Source organism: Cryobacterium fucosi, from assembly GCF_004403515.1.
GTDB lineage: Bacteria > Actinomycetota > Actinomycetes > Actinomycetales > Microbacteriaceae > Cryobacterium > Cryobacterium fucosi.
The window spans coordinates 76,656-93,705 of record NZ_SOHH01000061.1; the positions used below are offsets into that span (position 1 = coordinate 76,656).

Here is a 17,050-nt window from a genome sequence, read left to right on the forward strand (position 1 = left end):
GAAGTGCCTAATATAATTAGGCAAAAGACTTGCTATCGTAGGCAGCACGGAAAGGAGACGGTATGGCACGCGCAGGATTGACCACGGAACGGGTGACCCTCGCCGCGGCCGACCTGGCCGACGAAGTCGGTTTCGAGGGGGTGGCGGTGTCGGCGGTCGCGCGCATCTTCGGCGTCAAGGACGCGAGCCTGTATTCCCACATCAAGGGCGTGCAGGATCTTCGGGCGAGGGTGGCCGTGCTGGCTTTGGCGGAACTCGCCGACCAGGTCGCCGCGGCGCTGGCCGGGCGCGCGGGCAAGGACGCGCTGGTGGCATTTGCGAATGCCTACAGGGCCTACGCGAAGGAACATCCTGGGCGCTACACCGCGACGCAGATGCAGCTTGAACCGGAGGTGGCTGCCGCCAGCGCGGCGGGTCGGCACGCGGCGATGACACGGGCCATGCTCCGGGGCTACGACCTGGCCGAGCCGGACCAGACCGATGCGGTGCGACTGCTGCACAGTGCGTTCCACGGATACGTACTCCTGGAAAGGACCGGCGGCTTCCAACACACCCCGCGGACAGCGGATGCCTCATGGGCCAGAACCCTGGACGCCCTCGACGCAGTTCTGAACAACTGGCCGCCCGTTTGACGGGCGGCGCCCCCTCTTAAACACCCTCGCCTCCCGCACTGAAGCGAGGCAGACAGACAAGGCATCAACACCTCATGCTCCCACTTCTTGAGAAGAACATAAGGGCTTCGCTCATCAACGCTTCGCTGAGCGAGCGAAAAGCCCTCACCCTCCCCCCGAACGTCAGCACTCTCGTGTGGGACAACCTCGACTATCTCGGCTGGCGGGACCCCAAGATCCGTGGCATCGGCTACGTCATCGTCGAGCTGGAGGACGGTCCGGTCGGGATACTTGTCCGCCAGGCCAAGGGAGCGATCAGGACACGGCCGCAGTGCTCGTGGTGCGACGACGTGCGCCTGCCAAACGACGTGGTGTTCTTCAGCACCAAGCGCGCCGGCCAGGCGGGACGGAACGGGAACACCATCGCCACACTCGCGTGCGCCAACTTCGAATGCTCAGCGAACGTCCGCAAACTCCCCCCTGTCGCATACCTCGGCTTCGACGTCCAGGCCGCACGCCTGCAACGTATCGACGCGCTGAGGGAACACGTTCGGAATTTCGTGCGAGAGGTCAGGGATGGGAGCTAACGGGAACGCCGTCGCCGAGCGCCAGCAGCGCCTGGATGCCGACCGGTTCCGCGGCGAGCAGCGGCACGACCGCCAGGCGGAGGGCCTTCAGCTCCCGCACCTGCGCGATCTCCGGCAGTTCGCCCTCGGCCCGAAGCCGTAACAGCGGGGCGCTCGGCGCCGCCGCGGCGATCGAATTGTTGACGATCCAGGCCCAGGGGGTGATTCCGGCGCGGAGCAGGTCGTCCTGCAGTTCTGCGGCCTCGAGCACCGGTGTCGTTTCGGCGAGGGTGACCAGGATCACCTTGGTCTGCTCAGTATCCTGCAGCTTCATCATCGGTGTGGTGAAGTGCATGCCAGGGCCCATCTGACGCTGGATTTCGCGGTGGTAGGAACCGGTCGCGTCGAGCAGCAGCAGGGTGTGGCCGGTGGGCGCGGTGTCCATGATGACGAAGGCGTTCTTCGCCTCGCGGGTCACCCGGGAGAAGGCCTGGAAGACGGCGATCTCCCCGGTGCACGGCGAGCGGAGGTCTTCCCTGAGCATCGCCTTGCCCTGTTCGTCGAGGTGCGCCCCCTTGGTGCGCATGACCCGGTCGGTGTAGTGCGCGATCTCGGCGGCCGGGTCGATCCGGGACACCTCGAGCCCGGGGAGTCCGCCGGCCAGGGTGTCGACCAGGTGCGCGGCCGGATCCGTCGTCGTCAGGTGGACCTGATGTCCGCGTTCGGCGAGTTGCACGGCGATCGCGGCCGCCATGGTGGTCTTGCCCACACCGCCCTTGCCCATCAGCATCACGAGGCCGTGACCGCGGGCCGCGATTTCGTCGATGAGCGCCGACAGTGGGGCCGGGGCGATGTCGGCCGCCGGGCCGGGCTGTTCCGGGAGGTCTTCCGGCTCGAGCAGGCTCCGCACGGCGAGCAGCCCCACCATGTTGGTGCTTTTCAGCGCCACCCGGTCGGTCGTCGCGCTGAGCAATGCCTCGGGCATGTCGGCGAGCGCCCGCTGTTCTCTGGCGCGGATGGCGGCGGCGAGGGGGTCGGTCGAAGTGCCGGCGGGCTGCTCCGGCAGGATGCCGTTGACCACCAGGTATTGCCGGGTCATCCCGATTGCGGCCAGTTCGGCCTGGGTGCGGGCGGCCTCGGCGAGGGTCGAGCGCTGCGCCCTGGCCACCAGCACCAGTCGGGTGCGGTCGGGGTCCGACAACGCCGCAACGGCCTCCGCGTAGACGGCGCGCTGCTTCTCCAACCCCGACAGCGGCCCGAGGCAGGAGGCGTCGCCGGTCCCCTCGGTGAGGAAATCCGTCCACGAGCCGGGCAACTGGAGCAGACGGATGGTGTGCCCGGTGGGGGCCGTGTCGAAAACGATGTGGTCGTAGGCGGCGGTCCAGGCGGCATCCGTGAGCAGTTCGGTGAACTCGTTGAACGAGGCGATCTCGGTGGTGCACGCGCCCGACAACTGCTCCTCGATCGAGGCCACCTGGGCGGCCGGCAGGCGGCCGCGCACCGGGCCGACGATCCGCTCGCGGTACTGCTCGGCGGCCTGCTCCGGGTCGATCTCCAGGGCGGACAGCCCGGGGACCGCTCCGATCGGGGTGACCGTGTTGCCGATGACCACGCCGAAGACCTGGCCGACGTTCGAGGCAGGGTCGGTGCTGACGAGCAGCACGGATGCCCCGCCATCGGCCAGGCGCACGGCGGTCGCGCAGGCGATCGACGTCTTCCCCACCCCGCCCTTGCCGGTGAAGAAGAGGAAGCGCGGGGCGTCGTCGAGAAACCGGGGGCTTGTCATCGCGCGCCGCGGCCTAGCAGCAGCCGCCGGTGCCGCCGCCGCAACAACCCGACTCGGCGTCGGGTGCGCCGCCCGGGGCGGCCATGGTGAGCAGTCGGGGCGAGCCCTCCGGCTGCACCGCAGACTGATCGGCGGGGAGACCGGCCCACTTCCCCAATTCCGCCCGGGACGGATACCGCCCGGTCAGCACCGTGGCGCCGTCGACGACGGTGAGCGGGAGGCCCTCTTCGCCGGCCGTGAGCAGGAAGGCATGGGCGACCTCGTCCTCGACGAAGGCCAGGGGCTCCTGGGCCAGGTTGAACCTGGTGACCTGTCCGCCCTGCGACCGGGTCCAGTCGAGGTCTGCCGACACGGTGACCAGGGCCTGGTCGACGTCCACGCCGCAGATTCCCGTGCCGCAGCACAGGCCTGGTTCGAAGATCCGGATGTTTGCCACTGCGCACCAACTCCTGGTCCGGCATCCGTGGGGACGACCTGTCCGCGGTGTCGGTCATTTCAGTATATCGATGATCATCAATATTTGTGGTGATCGACGGTGATTGCTCGCAATGCCCGGCGGTCGGTGGCACGATCGGACTGGTCGGCATCCAACCGCGCCGAAAGGGAGCACACCATGACTGCTAGCCACCCGGCGCGCGTGATCGTGGGTGTCGCCCCGGGCCAACGGGATGCCGTCGTGCTGCAGGCGGTTGGATTCGCCTCCCATTTCGCGGCGGAACTGGTCTGCGCCTGGGTCGATGCCGGCCGCTACATGGTCTCCGAGCACCCCGACGGGAGCATGTCCACCCTGTCGTTCGACCCGGACAACACGGACCTGGCCGACGAGGGATTCCACCCGGGGCTGCGCGCCCACCTGGAGAGCCTGCTCGAGGGGCGTGGCGTGGCGTGGAGCACACGGGCCCTGGCCGGCGACCCTGCCCTGGCCCTCGGTCGCCTCGCCGAGACTCTGGGGGCGTCGATGATCATCGTCGGCACGCGGGAATCCAGCATCCGTGGCGGCCTCCAGGCGTTCTTCACCGGGTCGATTGCCGTACGCCTGGCCCACCGCCAGCACCGCCCGGTGGTGATGATTCCGCTCGCCCCCGTGCCATTCGATGAACGGCTCCCCTGGGAGTTTGGCTGACTGTCAGTGGTTACTGGGACCCTGCCGCCATGAATATGACTCAGCCCCACATCGACGAAATCCTCCGGGTGTTCTTCGAGCACGAGCTCGAGGCGCGCACCGGTCCTGTCACGCGCCAGCGCATCACGCGCGTTCACCAGCGACTGCTGGACTGCCTGGAAACCGAATCGGAAGTCATCCTGGTCGGGGATGACCGCGTGCTGCTCGCCGCCGAACGTGAGATCCAGCCCCTCGGAGCGATGGCCCGCACCATGCACGCCGAGGACTTGCTCTTCGGCCTCGACCTGTTCCTGCGCGAGCCATGGCTCGATCCGGGCAGCCAGGAACGTCAGGACCAGCGGGTTCAACTACGACTGACGTCCGCACTGATCGGCATGCTCGTGACGAGCCGGCTCATCGACCGCAGCCGATGCGCGTGCCCGTTGATTGACCTGCAGGCCCGCATCCGTTCCGCCTCGCGAGGGCTCTATCCACGACGGATGCCCGAGTCGGCGATCCCGGGAGCGGAAGGGTGGCGCTGGCGGACCTGACGCTCGCCTTCGCGCTCGTACAGTTCGCGGCGCCGCTTTCAGCTCGAGGCGAGACTGCGCAATCGGTCCTTCGCCGCGTGCTCGATCAGCACGGGAACGTAGTCGCGCACCGGGTTTCCCGCCAGCGCCTCCTGCTGCTCGTGCACTGCCTGTTCGATCCGCACTCGCGGCGATTCCGGGAACTTCTCGGCCAACCGGTCGATGACCTTGGCGACGGCACGGTCTTCCTCTTGGGGATTCACCTCTCCAGTTTCTGCCCCAGCCACCGTTTGGTCAACTTGCAGGCGGCGTCTGGCAGGTTCGCCCCGGCGTCGATGCCCCGACCGCGTGGAAGACTGGGGCTCCGGGCGCACTCCGACGCGCTCGCGCGAAAGGCGGACCATGACGGATGCATCGGAGGCGGCAGACCTCCTCATCACCCTGCTCGACCAGGAACGCACCATCCAATTCGACTCCTTCGACTTCGGCGACGCCTGGGCGGTGGGCTCCCGGCTGGTGGAGCTCGGCTCGCTGCGCGGGCATCCGATCACCGTGTCGATGACGTTCGGCGACCAGCGCGTCTTCCATGCGGCGCTGCCCGGTTCGAGCGCCGACAATGACGCCTGGCTCGAGAACAAGTTCCGGGTGGTGCGCCGGTTCGCGAACTCCTCGTTCGCGGTGGGTACGCGCTTCCGCTCGCTCGGCCGTGACTTCCGCACCGCCTCGAACCTCGACCCGGCCACCCACGCCGCGCACGGGGGCGCCTTCCCCCTGCGTGTGCGCGGCTCGTTGATCGGGGTGGTCGGCGTCTCCGGCCTGGCCCAGCGCGACGACCACGACTTCGTGGTCGAGGTGCTCGCGGAGCACCGCCTGGTCCAGGGCTGAGCCTGATCCACCCCGGCGCCTGCTTAGGCCAAAGACCTGACCGGGTACAGCATCGTCGAGGCCGCCGGTCTCGAGGAGGCCAAGGCCCTCGCCGAGGGTCATCCCTGCCTCAGCGAAGGCAAGGGCCGGTTCAGCCTGCAGATGTTCGAGCTCGGACAGATGTAACCTCGGATCACGATCCGGCCGGCCGGGGCCCGCGCCGCCGGCCTGCTGCGCGCTTCTCCGGGCCTCGATCCGGCTGCAGGCCTGACCTTTTTCCGATAGGCGGCCAGGCGTGCGATTCTGGAAGCCAGCCCCCGACCTGGCTCCCTTGGAGTTCCCGTGACCACACCGACGACGCCGACACCGGATGCCGACGACAGCACCCGGGGCGCGGAGCCCGCCGACCGCATCACCCTGCGTTTCATGGCCGTGCCCCAGGACGTGGCAGCCTCTGGCGCAACGGTCGCCGCCGGCAGCGTGCTGGAGTGGATCGACAAGGCGGCCTACGCCTGCGCGGTCGGCTGGAGCGCCTCGGACACGGTGACGGCATACGTCGGCAATGTCCACTTCACCCGCCCGATCAAGCCGGGCAACCTCGTCGAGGTACACGCCCGGATCATCCATACCGGACGCACGAGCATGCACGTGCTCGTCGCCGTCGAGACAACGGATGTGCGCGCCCGGGATTACAGCCCGGCGACCCACTGCATCCTCGTCTTCGTCGCCGTCGACGAGACCGGCAAGCCCAGGGAGGTGCCAACCTGGACCCCGCGTTCGGACGTGGACCGCTCCCTCCAACAGAACGCCCGGGCCCGGCTCGAACCGCGCAAGCGCATCCAGTCGGTCATGCGCGCAGCGGAATATACGGATGACGGTACGACGCCACGCACCGTCTTCCGCTTCCTCGCGGCCCCGGCCGACGCGAACTGGGGCGGCAACGCCCACGGCGGCACGGTCATGCGCTGGATCGACGAGGCGGCGTTCGCCACCGCCGCGGGCTGGAGCTCGGAGACTGCCGTCGCGGTCTACTCGGGCGGCATACATTTCTACCGGCCCATCCACATCGGGCACATCGTCGAGGTGGATGCCCGGCTCATCCACACCGGTCATCGCAGCATGCACATCAGTGTCCGGGTTCGCTCGGGCAGCCCGCGCAACCCGCACGACCTCCAGCTCACCACCGCGTGCATGAGCATCTTCGTCGCGATCGGGCCCGACGGGTACGCCGAACCGGTCACCCCGCTCACCCTGATCACCGCGGAGGACGAGGCCCTCGACGAGCAGGCCAGGGCGCTCATCGCCCTGCGCGCGCCGCTCGCGATGATGCCCGTGGAGCTCTTCCGCCGACCCTAGGCTGCCGGGTCTCCTCCACCCCGTCGGGATCGAGCACCGTCGTCACGTCGTGGCTGAACACCGCGACCGTGCCGAAGAGTTGCAGGCGCCGGCTCGCCGAGGTGCAGCCCAGCACGCGGAACCCGTTGGTCTTCTCCCAGTCTCGCCACAGCGCTTCGTAGGCGGCGCGCGTTTCGAGCCGCTCCTGCGGCACCGACCGGTCCATCAACATCGACGAGACCCCCGACGAGACGCACCCCGGCGAGGGCTTTCCCGTACACCACCTCATCGCCGACGTCGGTGGCGTGATCAGCGAGAACCTCACCAATATCGCCTCGATCGATTTCGCCGGTCCGGTCATTTCGCTGGTACCGATAGCCTTTGAAGCAGCCGACGGCGCCCCGGTCCGCGCGGTGGCGCTGCACCTCGAATTGTAGGGATCCCCATGGCACGACAGGTTCCGATCGGCTCGCGACTGCGCGCGGCGCGGCTGGGCAAGGGGCTCACCCTCGAGGCCGTCGCCACCAGCGTCGGGATCAGCCAGGGATTCGTCAGCCGGCTGGAGCGCGACCAGGTCTCGCCGTCCGTTGCCACCCTGGTGGCCATCTGCGACGCCGTCGGATTGCGGGTCGGCGAGCTGTTCGAGGCTCCCCCGACCCAGATCGTGCGCGCGGGGCACGGCTCGCCGATCAATTTCGGTGGCCGGGGCGCGACCGAGAGCCTGCTGACGCCCGGCACCCAGAACCAGGTCGAGGTGATCCGGTCCGTGATCGACCCCGGCGGCTCGGCCGGCCAGGACCTGTACGTGCTCGACACCGAGATCGAGTTCGCCTACGTGCTGCGCGGCACCCTGGCCATCGTCATCGGTGAGGAGACGTTCACCCTCGGCGCGGGCGACGCGATGACCTTCCGGGGCCGCGACCCGCACACCTGGCAAAACGCGTCCGACTCCGAGGAGTGCGAAGTGCTGTGGATGCTGGCACCCGCCCCGTAAAAAAACCACGCTGAGTTGCGGACAAAGCACCCTCGTCACACACCCTCGTCGAGCGCGCGAGCGTGACATTCCCGCACCTCAGCCGCGCGGGACGGGCAAGTCAGCTCTCCGAGGCGATCGGGTCAGGGTCGGCCGCGTTTTCCGCGCCCGCCGTCGACCCGACGTGGTCCTTGCCCTGGCGCGCCACATAGGCGCGCTTGAGTTCCGCCCAGCGCGGCAGTGACACCTGGTTCACCGGCGACGGTTGCGTCGCTTCGGTTGCGGACGGGTCAGCCACTGTCGCTCTCAGTCCCGACCCTGGTCCCGGCTGCGGCCGGCGGCCACCTGGCGAGAGACGAACTCCCGCTTGAGCGCGGCCCACCGAAGCGCCGAGACGTACTGGATCGTTGAAATGTTCGTGGAATCGGCCAATGGGTCTCTCAGTCTCACACGTGAAGTGAACGGCACGCCGCTGAGCCTTGTTCAATGAATGGACGATCGAGATTGTCACGGTTTGGCATCGGACTGCACGAGAGATGTCCCACCGACCCACCACCATCAGTGGACGGGATCGCAACCCCTATGATACCTCCGCCGGAACGGGTATCGGCCAGCCGCGCCCACTAGAGTCGTCCTGATGCAAACGCAGCCCCGCGCCTCACGCTCCACCGAACCGACCCTCGACCCGCGCACCGGCTTCGTGCGCGTGCGCGGTGCGAGGGAGAACAACCTGCGGGACGTCGACGTCGACGTCCCGCGCGATGCGATCGTCGCCTTCACCGGGGTCTCCGGCTCCGGCAAGTCCTCCCTGGCGTTCGGCACCATTTTCGCCGAGGCCCAGCGGCGGTTCCTCGAATCGGTCGCCCCCTACGCCCGCCGGCTGATCCAGCAGGGGCACAGCCCCCGGGTCGACGAGATCACCGGGCTGCCGCCGGCGGTCGCGCTGCAGCAGAGACGCGGAACCCCCAGCTCCCGATCATCGGTCGGCACGCTCACCACCCTCTCCAATTCGCTCCGGATGTTGTATTCCCGCGCAGGCACATATCCCGCCGGCGCCGTGCGCCTGGAGTCAGACTCGTTCTCACCGAACACCGCCGCGGGAGCGTGCCCGCAGTGCCACGGGCTGGGCATCGCACACACCGTCACGGCCGGCTCCCTCGTGCCCGACCCGACCCTGAGCATCCGCGACGGGGCGATCGCGGCCTGGCCGGGAGCCTGGCAGGGCAAGAACCTGCGCGACATCCTGATCGTGCTCGGCTACGACGTCGACACCGCCTGGCGGGACCTTCCCCCCGCCGCACGCGACTGGATCCTGTTCACCGAGGAACAGCCTGTGGTGGAGGTCGTGCCGCAGCGCGACCGGATCGCCAAGCCCTACCAGGGCCGGTTCTGGAGCGCGCGCAGCTATGTCATGCACACCCTGGCCGATTCGAAGAGCCAGAGCCAGCGCGAGCGGGCGCTGCGTTTCGTGGAGTCGGGGCCGTGTCCCCTCTGCGGCGGCACCGGGCTGACCCCCGCCGCCCTCACGGTCACCTTCGCCGGCCGGTCGATCGCCGAGTTGGCCGCGCTGCCGCTGACCGGCCTCGCCGAGGTCATCCGGCCCACGGCGGCGCTCACCGAGGCCGGGGCGGCCCGGCCGGATGCGGCATCCGGCGAGGTCACCGAGGTCGCCGTCACGCTGACCCGCGACCTGCTCTCCCGGCTCGAGGTGCTGCTCGAACTCGGCCTCGGCTACCTGAGCCTGGCCAGGGCCACCCCCACCCTCTCGCCCGGCGAGATGCAGCGCCTGCGGATCGCCACCCAGCTCCGCTCCGGGCTGTTCGGCGTGATCTATGTGCTCGATGAGCCCTCTGCCGGATTGCATCCGGCCGACGCCGAACCGCTCCTCGTGGTGCTCGAGCAACTCAAGGAATCCGGCAACTCCGTCTTCGTCGTGGAGCACAACATGGCCGTCGTCCGCAGCGCCGACTGGGTCGTCGACGTCGGGCCGCGGGCCGGCACCGAGGGGGGCGCCGTGCTCTACAGCGGGCCGATCGCCGGCCTGGCCGACGTGCCGGAGTCGATCACCCGTCGCTTTCTCTTCGCCGGGACCGGCACCGAGAACGGATCCGGGAACGCCGACGGCTCCGCGGTCCGGTCCCCCGCCCCGGCCGGGCCGGACCGCCGGGCGCCCGCCGAGTGGCTCGGCCTGCACGGCATCAGCCGCCACAACCTCCGTGCCCTCGACGCCCGCTTCCCGCTGGGCGTGCTCACGGCGGTCACCGGGGTCTCCGGGTCCGGCAAGTCCACCCTCGTCAGCCAGGTGCTCGCCGACGCCGTGCGGCACGAGCTGCATCCTGACGACACGGACACCGACACCAGGGATGCCGACACCACCGGCGACGAGGACATCTCCCGCCCCGGCGCCCCCGCCCCGCTCCCCGCCCGAGCGACCGTCGACCGCCTCACCGGGCTGGCCGCCGTCGACCGCCTCGTGCGGGTGGACCAGAAGCCGATCGGCCGCACCCCGCGGTCCAACCTGGCCACCTACACCGGGCTCTTCGACGCGGTGCGCTCGGCGTTCGCCGGCACGGACGAGGCCCGCGCGCGCGGCTACGGCGCCGGTCGCTTCTCCTTCAACGTGGCTGGCGGCCGTTGCGAGACCTGCCTCGGCGAGGGGTCGGTGGCCGTCGAACTGCTCTTCCTGCCGGGCAGCTACGCACCCTGCCCGGCCTGCGGCGGCTCCCGCTACAACCCCGAGACGTTGGAGATCGTCTACAACGGGCTCAGCATCGCCGAGGTGCTCGGCCTCACCGTCGACGCCGCCGCGGAGTTCCTCGTCGGCGTCCCGGCCGCCGCGCGCAGCCTGGGCACCCTTCGCGAGGTCGGCCTCGGCTACCTCCGGCTCGGCCAGCCGGCCACCGAGCTCTCCGGCGGCGAGGCGCAGCGGATCAAGCTCGCAAGCGAGCTGCAGCGCGCCCGCCGCGGCCACACCCTCTACCTCCTCGACGAGCCGACCACCGGCCTGCACCCCGCCGACGTGCAACTGCTCCTGACCCAGCTGAATCGGCTCGTCGACGCCGGCAACACGGTGATCGTGGTCGAGCACGACCTCGACGTGGTCGCCGCGGCCGACTGGGTGATCGACCTCGGGCCGGCCGGCGGCGACGCGGGCGGCCGCATCCTGGTCTCCGGGCCGCCTGAGACCGTGGCCGCGCACGCCGGGAGCCGCACCGCCCCCTACCTGGCCCGGCGCCTGGCCGACGCCAACGCACTCTGACCGGCCGCGCCGAGAGCGCCGCCAGGCTCGTTCGGACGGAGAATTTTCGGACCCGCCGTGTCGCGCGCCCGATCAACGCGGCGTGTCCCACAAACTCCATCCCCGGCGTCCGCGACGGCGACGCGGCACGCGGCGACGACGGATGCCGGTGGGCGCGACCGCCGCCCGGTGACCTAGATTTGTCACACACCTCATGGCGCGAAGGAGCCTCAATGACCGGTTGGCGTATTCGGGACTTCCATGCCGACGATCTCGACGGCATCCTGCAGCTCTGGCAGGAGATCACGGCGGCCAAGACCGAGCCGGTGTACGGGCTCTCCGAGGTGATGGCATCCTGCCAGATGGACCACGCCGTCGTCGCTTTGCACGGCGACGAGGTGGTGGGCGCGGCTGTCGGCCGGGCCGCTCACGCCCAGGGCTGGATCGTCTTCCTCGCCACCCGGCAGTCCTGGCAGAGCCAGGGCATCGGTACCGCCATGCTCGCGGCCCTCGAGGCGAGGATGGCGCCGCACGGGATAACGAAGCTGTCCGCCCTGATGCCGGAGACCGCCAGCCGGGTCGACGCATTCCTCAACCGCGGCTTCGAGGTGAAGAAGCAGCTGCGCTACTTCGAGCGCCACATCCCGGTGCAACGGGAGGGCCTGCGCGCCCTCAGCGAGCTGGGCGGCCGCATCCTCCCCCGGGACCTGTGGGCCGGGGTCGGCGGCATGCGCAAGGAGAAGGAGCTGCTCGAACGGCGACTCGTCATGCCGCTCTCCAAGCCGGAGATGGCCGACCGGTACGGCGTCGTGCCGCCGAAGGCCGTTGTGCTCTTCGGGCCGCCGGGCACCGGCAAGACGACCTTCGCCAAGGCCATCGCCTCCCGGCTCGAATGGCCGTTCGTCGAGGTGTTCCCGTCGAGGCTGGCCGGGGATCCCCAGGGTCTGGCCGGCGCACTCCGGGAGACGTTCCTCAAGATCTCCGAGCTCGAGCACGCGGTCGTCTTCATCGACGAGGTCGAGGAGATCGCCGCGCAGCGGGGCGGTGAACCGCCCTCGCCCCTGCAGGGCGTGACCAACGAGCTGCTCAAGATCATTCCCGCCTTCCGGGAACAGCCCGGCCGGCTGCTCGTCTGCGCGACCAACTTCATCCGCGCCCTCGACTCGGCGCTGCTGCGGCACGGCCGGTTCGACTATGTCATCCCGATCGGCCTGCCCGACGTCGCCGCCCGCCAGGCCATCTGGGAGGGCTACATCCCCAAACCGTTCGCCGACTCCGTTGACCTGGCCACCCTGGTGGAGGCAAGCGGCGGCTTCTCCCCGGCCGACATCGAGTACGCCGCCCGGCGCGCCTCACAGCAGGCGCTGGAGCGGGCTCTCTTCGAGGACCAAAACGACGCCGACCCGAGCGGCCCCGGCACCGACGACTACCTGGCGGCGATCCGGTCGACCCGCACCACGGTGTCTGCCCAGGTGGCGGCCGAGTTCCTGGAGGACATCGAGCGGCTCGCCCGGCTCTGATCATGCGGCACTGAACGGATGCCGGGGCGTCAGGTCGAGGGGCCCGGCCGGATGCCGGGGCGTCAGACCACCGGCCGGCTCGCGGCGTCGCCCGCCTCCTGCATGAACTCGGCCAGAGTGGCCTCGATCGTCGCGTACGACCAGCGGTAGGCTGCGTCGGCGTCACGCCCGGCGAGCGCAACGGCGAGCTGGTTGTGCCGGTGCGCGGAGGGCGGGGTGTACTCGGTGATGGTGAACCTCTTCTCCTCCTCCCTGGTGCGCAGCAGGGCGGCGACCGTGCCGGCGAAGTGCCCCATCACGCTGTTGCCCGAGCCGGTCAGGATCAGGGAGTGGAAGGCGATGTCCGACTCCAGGAACCGGCGGCCGTCGCCGGCGAGATCGGCGGCGACCATCGCCGCGGCGGCCTCGGCGACGGCGGTGAGCTGGGCATCCGTCATCAGGCGGGCGCTCAGCCGGGCGGCGACCGGCTCGATCCCGAGCCGCAGCTCGAGCATCTCGCGCATCTGGGTGAAGTACTCCGGCCCCCGGCCGCGCCAGATGATGATCTGCGGGTTCATCAGGTCCCAGGCCTCGCGCGGGAGCACCTGCGTTCCGACCCGCTGGCGCGGCTCGACCAGGCCGAGCGACTGCAGCACCCGCAGGGCCTCGCGCAGCACCGAGCGGGACACGGCGAAGGCCGCGGCGATCTCGTCCAGGTTCAGGATGTCCCCCGGCGCGTACCGTCCGTCGACGATCTCCTGGCCGAGAGAGTTCAGCACCCGGGCGTGCAGCCCTCGTTCGCGCCACGATCCGGGGCCAGCTCCAGTGATCATCAGTGCTTCCTTCTTTGGGCCGCTCGCGGCGCTCGCTCTCGGCGCTCGCTCTCGGCGACCGCGGTGCGGTGACCGGTATCAGCGATCGCTGTCCCGCGATCGTATCGGTGGATTGCGTGATCGCTCTTCCCAAAACCACGTGAGGTATGCAACACTCAATTATCTGATTTATCAGATTTATTACCGCACGGTGTCTCCTCCCACTATGCCGGACTCGCAGCCGGCCGGACGACTCCCCGTGCGCCACTTATGACGATGGGGTCGCAGGGACGCGGCCTCGGAATGGACATCCAGATGTATCTCTCCCTTGCGACCGCGGCGCCCGCGCCGGTTGTGCCGATCACCCCGGCCGGAAGCGACGCCCAGCTAATCATCGCCGCGATCGTCGGCATCGCCGTCATCATCGTGCTGATCACCTGGCTCAAGGTCCACCCGTTCCTCGCCCTCGCGATCGGCGCCGTCGGCGTCGGCGCCGGCGCAGGGCTCGCACCGGGCGCCGCCGTCACCAGCTTCAGCACCGGCTTCGGCGGCACCATGGCGGGCGTGGGCATCCTCGTCGGCTTCGGCGCCATGTTCGGCAAGCTGCTCGCCGACTCCGGAGGAGCCGACCGCATCGTCGACTCGCTGGTCACCCGCTCCAGCGTTCGCACGCTGCCGTGGACGATGGCACTGATCGGCGGCCTGATCGGCCTGCCGATGTTCTTCGAGGTCGGCCTCGTGCTCCTCATCCCGGTGATCATCCTGGTCGCACGCCGCAGCGGGATGTCCCTCATCCGGATCGCCATCCCCGCCCTCGCCGGACTATCCGTCATGCACGGCCTCGTGCCGCCCCACCCGGGCCCCCTGGTCGCCGTCACGGCCCTCGGCGCCAACCTCGGCCTCACCCTCGCGATCGGCGTGCTCGTCGCCATCCCCACGGTGATCATCTCCGGCCCGATTTTCAGCAAGTTCGCCAGCCGCTGGGTCTCCGTGCCGGTGCCCGCCCTCTTCATCACCACCGAGGACCTGGCTGCCGGCGAGACGCTGACCAAACGCCCGAGCTTCCTGATCACCCTCTCCGGCATCCTGCTCCCCGTGGTGCTCATGCTGGGCAAGTCGGTCGCCAACGCCCTGGCCCCCGGCTCCACGGCTCCGCTGAACGCCACGCTCGACTTCCTCGGCACGCCGATGATCGCCCTGGGTCTGGCCGTCATCTACGCGATGATCGTCTTCGGTCGCGGCGGCGGCATGGATCGCGCCGCGGTTTCAAAGTCGCTCGCCGACTCGTTGCCCCCGATCGCGGGAATCCTCCTCATCGTCGGCGCCGGCGGCGGGTTCAAGCAGGTGCTGATCGACACCGGGATCGGAACCGTGATCGCGGATGCCGTCGCCGGCAGCAGCGTCTCGGTGCTGGTCCTGGCCTGGTTCGTCGCCGCGCTCGTGCGCGTCGCCACCGGTTCGGCGACGGTCGCGACCGTCACCGCCGCCGGCATCCTCGCCCCCGTTGCCGCCGGCCTGGGCGGCACGGAGCTCTCGCTGATGGTGCTCGCGATCGGCGCCGGTTCCCTGTTCCTCTCGCACGTCAACGATGCGGGCTTCTGGCTCGTCAAGGAATACCTCGGCACCACCGTCGGGCAGACCCTGAAGACCTGGACCATCATGGAGTGCCTCATCTCCGTCACCGGCCTGGCCGGCGTGCTCCTCCTGAACATCGTGATCTAGCGTGTTCGAGAACCAACAGCCCGTACTCGTCATCATGGGCATCTCCGGCTCCGGAAAGTCGACGGTGGCCGGCATCCTCGCCGGCCAGCTCGGCTGGGACCTGGAAGAGGGTGACGACCTGCACCCGCAGGAGAACATCGACAAGATGTCCGCCGGCCACGCCCTGAACGACGAGGACCGCGCCCCGTGGCTCGACACCATCTCGTCGTGGATCATCGAGCACACCATGGCGGGCGTGCCCGGGATCATCACCTGCTCCGCGCTCAAGCGCCGTTACCGCGACGTGCTGCGGGAGCACAATGTGATCTTCGTGCACCTGGCCGGTTCGAAGGACCTGATCGGCCGGCGGCTCGCCACCCGGCACGACCACTACATGCCGACCTCCCTGCTCGACTCGCAGGTGGCGACCCTCGAGGCGCCGGATGCCGACGAGCGGGCGATCACCATCGACGCCGGCCGCGCGCCGGCCGAAGAGGCCGCCGAGATCGTTCGACGCCTCGCCCTCGCGCCGCGCCCGGGCTCCTCGAGCCTGGGCGCCCCGGAGCCCGGGAAGTCCTCGGTCGGCCGCGGCGTCCCGGCCCAGGGAGCCTGACCCCCACCGATCGACCGACGAGCGGCCCCGGTTTCGCGGGGCCGCTCGTGCGCAATGGCGGCTCACAGGGTTTCCCCGCCGAGTTCGGCTACTCTGATCGGGTACCTGCCGGTGTGTCCGGCCGGTGTCCGGGCCGCACATCCGTGCCGGACGAGCGGAGGTGAGATGAGCCCGATCGTCTCCTTCGCGCTACCAGCCGGCCACGCGTTTGTCGCACACGGTTCCCGTCTTCGCGCCGCGCTCCTCTCCCTGCTGACCCTGGCCGCGACGTTCCTCGCCCTGGTCGCGCTCCTCTCCCTGATCGCGCACCCCTCCACCGGCGCGGGGCATTCCATGGCCGATACAGGGACGACCGGCACGGCCACGCATCAGATGGCCAGCGCGACCCTGGTGACGGATATGCTCCCGGTCACGTCCACGAGGCCGACGACGCATGCGACGCGCACCGGTCCGACGATGACCCTGGCCGCGCCCGCGAAGCAGCCGGCGCTGTGCTCACAGCACAATTCCCTCGGCGGCGGCGATTCGGCGTCGATGTTGTGCTCCGCCGTGCTCATGGTCAACTCCAACGCCGTTCTCGCGCGGATGCCGTCGGACCCGGGGCTGGTCTTCGCCTCCGGCGGCTTCGTCAATGACACCTTCCGGGCCATCCCGCTGCACCTGCACCGCCCCAGCCTCACCCTTCTCTCCATCAGTCGCGTTTAGACCGAACCCGCCCGCGCGCCCACTCCGGCAGCGTGGATTCGCCGTGTCAACGGCCACCGGTTTCACTCACTTCCCCGACGAATGGACGACCAAAATGCAGCTTTCCTCGCGCACCTCGCGCATTTCCCTCCTCACCCTGGCCGCGATCGCGACCGCCCTCACCCTGAGCGCCTGCTCGGGGGCAACGACCGGCACCGGCTCCGGCGAATCCGCCGGCCCGTCCAGCACGGCGGACGCCTCAGCGGCCGACGCCTCCACCGCCGACATCGAATTCGCCCAGATGATGATCCCCCACCACGAACAAGCCGTGCAGATGAGCGAGGGCATGCTCGCCAAGGCCAACGTCGACCCGCGGGTGACCGCGCTCGCGACGACGATCAAGGCCGCCCAGGCTCCGGAGATAACTCGAATGAAGGCCTGGCTGAAGGCCTGGGGGGCGCCCACGGATTCGATGGCGGAGATGGACCACGGCACCGACGGCATGATGAGCGACGCGGACATGATGACGCTCGACAACGCCACCGGGCCGGATGCGGACCGGATCTACCTCACCCAGATGGTCGCCCACCACAAGGGCGCCATCGCCATGGCCAAGACCGAACTGGCCGACGGCAAGGACGCGGACGCCCTCGCCCTGGCCGAAGCGATCGTCGCCTCGCAGACCGAGGAGATCGCCGTCATGACCGACCTCCTCGCTACGCTCTAGACCCGGGGA

The 17,050-nt window shown here is 69.5% G+C and carries 20 protein-coding genes; 14 read left to right on the forward strand and 6 right to left on the reverse strand.

Annotated features, from left to right (window positions below; translation table 11 throughout):
• The first annotated feature begins 62 nt into the window (after positions 1-62).
• Complete coding sequence (locus tag E3T48_RS07420) at positions 63-632, forward strand: TetR/AcrR family transcriptional regulator (protein WP_134523333.1); 570 nt, start codon at positions 63-65, stop codon at positions 630-632.
• Between the two features lie 74 nt (positions 633-706).
• Complete coding sequence (locus tag E3T48_RS07425) at positions 707-1,198, forward strand: FBP domain-containing protein (protein ID WP_134523335.1); 492 nt, start codon at positions 707-709, stop codon at positions 1,196-1,198.
• On the opposite strand, the gene arsA is transcribed toward E3T48_RS07425, so the two are convergent.
• The gene (gene arsA / locus E3T48_RS07430; protein ID WP_134523337.1) at positions 1,182-2,963 is read right to left on the reverse strand and encodes an arsenical pump-driving ATPase; all 1,782 of its coding nucleotides are present in this window, start codon (positions 2,961-2,963) and stop codon (positions 1,182-1,184) included. The two genes, E3T48_RS07425 and arsA, sit on opposite strands and share 17 nt — an antisense overlap.
• Before the next feature lie 13 nt (positions 2,964-2,976).
• Positions 2,977-3,399 carry an arsenite efflux transporter metallochaperone ArsD gene (gene arsD, locus E3T48_RS07435; protein WP_134523339.1) on the reverse strand — a complete coding sequence of 141 codons (423 nt, stop codon included), beginning with the start codon at positions 3,397-3,399 and terminating at the stop codon, positions 2,977-2,979.
• A gap of 177 nt (positions 3,400-3,576) precedes the next feature.
• Here arsD and E3T48_RS07440 point away from each other — a divergent pair, with 177 nt between their 5' ends.
• Positions 3,577-4,086, forward strand: coding sequence for a universal stress protein (locus E3T48_RS07440; RefSeq protein WP_134523340.1), 510 nt, complete (start codon positions 3,577-3,579; stop codon positions 4,084-4,086).
• 29 nt (positions 4,087-4,115) lie between these two features.
• On the forward strand, positions 4,116-4,616 hold the full coding sequence (locus tag E3T48_RS07445) for a hypothetical protein (protein WP_134523342.1): 501 nt from the start codon (positions 4,116-4,118) through the stop codon (positions 4,614-4,616).
• Positions 4,617-4,654: 38 nt separating this feature from the next.
• On the opposite strand, the gene E3T48_RS07450 is transcribed toward E3T48_RS07445, so the two are convergent.
• Positions 4,655-4,858 carry a three-helix bundle dimerization domain-containing protein gene (locus tag E3T48_RS07450; RefSeq protein WP_134523344.1) on the reverse strand — a complete coding sequence of 68 codons (204 nt, stop codon included), beginning with the start codon at positions 4,856-4,858 and terminating at the stop codon, positions 4,655-4,657.
• Between the two features lie 139 nt (positions 4,859-4,997).
• Between E3T48_RS07450 and E3T48_RS07455 the strand changes: the two genes are divergently transcribed.
• From E3T48_RS07455 to E3T48_RS07465, 4 genes are all read left to right on the forward strand, one after another.
• Positions 4,998-5,480 carry a heme-degrading domain-containing protein gene (locus tag E3T48_RS07455; RefSeq protein WP_134523345.1) on the forward strand — a complete coding sequence of 161 codons (483 nt, stop codon included), beginning with the start codon at positions 4,998-5,000 and terminating at the stop codon, positions 5,478-5,480.
• Between the two features lie 321 nt (positions 5,481-5,801).
• Positions 5,802-6,815, forward strand: coding sequence for an acyl-CoA thioesterase (locus E3T48_RS07460; protein ID WP_241986708.1), 1,014 nt, complete (start codon positions 5,802-5,804; stop codon positions 6,813-6,815).
• Between the two features lie 284 nt (positions 6,816-7,099).
• Positions 7,100-7,231: a hypothetical protein gene (locus tag E3T48_RS17395; protein ID WP_255455817.1), complete on the forward strand. Its 132-nt coding sequence runs from the start codon at positions 7,100-7,102 to the stop codon at positions 7,229-7,231.
• Positions 7,232-7,239: 8 nt separating this feature from the next.
• Positions 7,240-7,788, forward strand: a complete 549-nt coding sequence (locus tag E3T48_RS07465; RefSeq protein WP_134523347.1) for a helix-turn-helix domain-containing protein — start codon at positions 7,240-7,242, stop codon at positions 7,786-7,788.
• A 100-nt stretch (positions 7,789-7,888) separates the two neighbouring features.
• Here the strand turns inward: E3T48_RS07465 and E3T48_RS16700 are convergent, their stop codons facing one another.
• Both E3T48_RS16700 and E3T48_RS17400 read right to left on the reverse strand, forming a co-directional pair.
• A complete protein-coding gene (locus E3T48_RS16700) occupies positions 7,889-8,065 on the reverse strand; it encodes a hypothetical protein (RefSeq protein ID WP_166789665.1) in 177 nt (58 codons plus the stop codon).
• Positions 8,066-8,073: 8 nt separating this feature from the next.
• Positions 8,074-8,199 carry a hypothetical protein gene (locus E3T48_RS17400; protein WP_255455818.1) on the reverse strand — a complete coding sequence of 42 codons (126 nt, stop codon included), beginning with the start codon at positions 8,197-8,199 and terminating at the stop codon, positions 8,074-8,076.
• Positions 8,200-8,404: 205 nt separating this feature from the next.
• On the opposite strand from E3T48_RS17400, the gene E3T48_RS07470 reads away from it, so the two are divergent.
• Positions 8,405-11,026 (forward strand): excinuclease ABC subunit UvrA, encoded by a 2,622-nt coding sequence (locus tag E3T48_RS07470; RefSeq protein WP_134523348.1) that lies wholly within the window; start codon positions 8,405-8,407, stop codon positions 11,024-11,026.
• A gap of 212 nt (positions 11,027-11,238) precedes the next feature.
• Positions 11,239-12,525, forward strand: a complete 1,287-nt coding sequence (locus E3T48_RS07475; protein WP_134523350.1) for an ATP-binding protein — start codon at positions 11,239-11,241, stop codon at positions 12,523-12,525.
• A 62-nt stretch (positions 12,526-12,587) separates the two neighbouring features.
• Here E3T48_RS07475 and E3T48_RS07480 read toward each other — a convergent pair whose 3' ends face one another.
• Positions 12,588-13,337 (reverse strand): FadR/GntR family transcriptional regulator, encoded by a 750-nt coding sequence (locus E3T48_RS07480; protein ID WP_134523352.1) that lies wholly within the window; start codon positions 13,335-13,337, stop codon positions 12,588-12,590.
• 255 nt (positions 13,338-13,592) lie between these two features.
• On the opposite strand from E3T48_RS07480, the gene E3T48_RS07485 reads away from it, so the two are divergent.
• From E3T48_RS07485 to E3T48_RS07500, 4 genes are all read left to right on the forward strand, one after another.
• On the forward strand, positions 13,593-15,038 hold the full coding sequence (locus E3T48_RS07485; protein WP_241986709.1) for a GntP family permease: 1,446 nt from the start codon (positions 13,593-13,595) through the stop codon (positions 15,036-15,038).
• Between the two features lie 34 nt (positions 15,039-15,072).
• Positions 15,073-15,630, forward strand: coding sequence for a gluconokinase (locus E3T48_RS07490; protein ID WP_134523502.1), 558 nt, complete (start codon positions 15,073-15,075; stop codon positions 15,628-15,630).
• Between the two features lie 165 nt (positions 15,631-15,795).
• Positions 15,796-16,335 carry a hypothetical protein gene (locus E3T48_RS07495; protein WP_134523354.1) on the forward strand — a complete coding sequence of 180 codons (540 nt, stop codon included), beginning with the start codon at positions 15,796-15,798 and terminating at the stop codon, positions 16,333-16,335.
• A gap of 43 nt (positions 16,336-16,378) precedes the next feature.
• On the forward strand, positions 16,379-17,041 hold the full coding sequence (locus tag E3T48_RS07500; protein WP_241986710.1) for a DUF305 domain-containing protein: 663 nt from the start codon (positions 16,379-16,381) through the stop codon (positions 17,039-17,041).
• The last annotated feature ends 9 nt before the right edge of the window (positions 17,042-17,050 follow it).

Bases quoted from the DNA above. Each gene is read 5' to 3' on its own strand.
- E3T48_RS07420 (WP_134523333.1), top strand. From the start codon at position 63: ATGGCACGCGCAGGATTGACCACGGAACGGGTGACCCTCGCCGCGGCC.
- E3T48_RS07425 (WP_134523335.1), top strand. From the start codon at position 707: ATGCTCCCACTTCTTGAGAAGAACATAAGGGCTTCGCTCATCAACGCT.
- arsA (WP_134523337.1), bottom strand. From the start codon at position 2,963: ATGACAAGCCCCCGGTTTCTCGACGACGCCCCGCGCTTCCTCTTCTTC.
- E3T48_RS07440 (WP_134523340.1), top strand. From the start codon at position 3,577: ATGACTGCTAGCCACCCGGCGCGCGTGATCGTGGGTGTCGCCCCGGGC.
- E3T48_RS07445 (WP_134523342.1), top strand. From the start codon at position 4,116: ATGAATATGACTCAGCCCCACATCGACGAAATCCTCCGGGTGTTCTTC.
- E3T48_RS07455 (WP_134523345.1), top strand. From the start codon at position 4,998: ATGACGGATGCATCGGAGGCGGCAGACCTCCTCATCACCCTGCTCGAC.
- E3T48_RS07465 (WP_134523347.1), top strand. From the start codon at position 7,240: ATGGCACGACAGGTTCCGATCGGCTCGCGACTGCGCGCGGCGCGGCTG.
- E3T48_RS07470 (WP_134523348.1), top strand. From the start codon at position 8,405: ATGCAAACGCAGCCCCGCGCCTCACGCTCCACCGAACCGACCCTCGAC.
- E3T48_RS07475 (WP_134523350.1), top strand. From the start codon at position 11,239: ATGACCGGTTGGCGTATTCGGGACTTCCATGCCGACGATCTCGACGGC.
- E3T48_RS07480 (WP_134523352.1), bottom strand. From the start codon at position 13,337: ATGATCACTGGAGCTGGCCCCGGATCGTGGCGCGAACGAGGGCTGCAC.
- E3T48_RS07485 (WP_241986709.1), top strand. From the start codon at position 13,593: ATGGGGTCGCAGGGACGCGGCCTCGGAATGGACATCCAGATGTATCTC.
- E3T48_RS07490 (WP_134523502.1), top strand. From the start codon at position 15,073: ATGGGCATCTCCGGCTCCGGAAAGTCGACGGTGGCCGGCATCCTCGCC.
- E3T48_RS07495 (WP_134523354.1), top strand. From the start codon at position 15,796: ATGAGCCCGATCGTCTCCTTCGCGCTACCAGCCGGCCACGCGTTTGTC.